We start from the raw sequence: 1,694 nt of genomic DNA, 5'->3' as shown, positions 1-1,694 counted from the left end.
TTAGTTTTACCATGATAAACATAATCGGCTCCTTGACCCAAATCAAAATATACAATATTCACAGAATAAACCTTCTTGACATGTTGGTAAGATTCTCCTAATGAAATATACTCCGTTAGTACTTTTGAGGTACCGTAAAGCATACGTTGAAAGTAATTGTATTCTAGTTGATTCTGCACTTCAATAATAACGTATTCTCCTTTTTGGTTTTTCACCAGAATATCAACACGATTGAATTTATCGGAAGCCGTTTCTTGATTTCCTTCACTTTCTAAAATACTATCTATCGTAAGGTCCTCCTGCATCAATTCAGAAAGAAACCCTTCTAAAATTACATAATCCGCCTTATTTCTTAAGAGGCGTTTTATCGCCCAATCAAAACGTATTAAATCATTTTTCATAATAGTATCTTATTTTTTTGTAAAGGAAATAATAGTGTTTTCATGGGTAAAGTTAAGAAGAAAATTATTTTTAATGCTTGTTGAAAAAATATTATTTTAAGGAAAATAGAGGAAGTATTTTTAATATAACAAGCCAATCTACGTGAGGGTAGTTTGGCTTGATTTGTTGTTATGAGTTGAGAACTTATTCAAGTGGATAGTACAACTCTGTAGACCCACAATGCCTTGTGGTTCACGACACACTAGAGGTTATCGAAAGTAATAAAATCAATCCATTGGGGCAAGCACTAATCGGAAGTCGGGAGACTCCCCAGTTGTTCAACACAATTGACTCCTATCCGCTTAACACTTGTACCAAAAGGTACTTTTCTGTTAAACAATGAGATAGTTGAATGGTAGATCAATTACACCAACTTGAAAACTATTCCTTGGTCTTTTTCTTACTATTAGTACTAATATTAAAAGTTGCTCTTACTATAAAATTGGTAAAATAGGAATTGCCTTCATAACCTAACACTGTGCTAGGAATGATATCAGAAATAAAGGAGAGTTGGAAGATACCGAAATTTATTCCTAGTTCAGGAGACAAACCTATGGCTTCATATCTTTTCAGAGGAACCTCTTTATAATTTAAATTATCGTCATCAGATCGATGAACACTTTTTGTTCTATAATATCCCAAACCTAAAGCTATATGAGTTCGAACTTTTCTCTTTCCAATATAATATTTTGCTTTAAGCGTATAATCAACTACGTTTGATAATAAGAGAACACTAAAAGGTAAAATGGAAAGATATTCATCTTCCTGTTCCCTGGATAAAACTTGCATGCTTGTATTTCCATTTCGTTCAAACCCGAAAGACCAATGTGAGGTGTGATTATAGTAAAAATTGACATTAAAACTTCCCCCAACCCCTCCAATATTTATATCATCAATTTCCCCTATATAGATAGTTATTCCTGTACCAACACCAAAAGTGAATTTGCTATCTTGAGCCTGTAGAAAATTATTAATGAAGAATAAAGTAATAATAAATAATAGTCGCTTCATACTAATTGATATATTGTCTGCTTTAAAAATTAAAACTCAAATATATTTTGTCCCAATTAGAACAAAAAAAGAACTCCTACTGCATTTAGATTATATTGCTACTTCAAATCTACTTCACAACCTTAAATAGGGACATAAGTACTAGGACAAAAGTAAACGGACATTTTATTTTATCTTTTTTATCCTACTCTTCGTTAGATTTTTATCGCGTAACTAAGGCTATGCTCTGCAAATCTGCCTTG

The 1,694-nt window shown here is 32.1% G+C and carries 2 protein-coding genes; both read right to left on the bottom strand.

Translation table 11 applies throughout. The features are described from left to right. On the bottom strand, positions 1-401 hold a 401-nt coding region (locus AVL50_RS07190), incomplete at its 3' end, for an Rpn family recombination-promoting nuclease/putative transposase (RefSeq protein ID WP_157491187.1). A gap of 421 nt (positions 402-822) precedes the next feature. Then, positions 823-1,452: a hypothetical protein gene (locus tag AVL50_RS07185; RefSeq protein WP_062615813.1), complete on the bottom strand. Its 630-nt coding sequence runs from the start codon at positions 1,450-1,452 to the stop codon at positions 823-825. Positions 1,453-1,694 lie beyond the last annotated feature (242 nt).

Source organism: Flammeovirga sp. SJP92 (assembly GCF_001583495.1).
Taxonomy (GTDB): domain Bacteria; phylum Bacteroidota; class Bacteroidia; order Cytophagales; family Flammeovirgaceae; genus Flammeovirga.
This window is presented reverse-complemented; position numbering and strand designations above follow the sequence as displayed.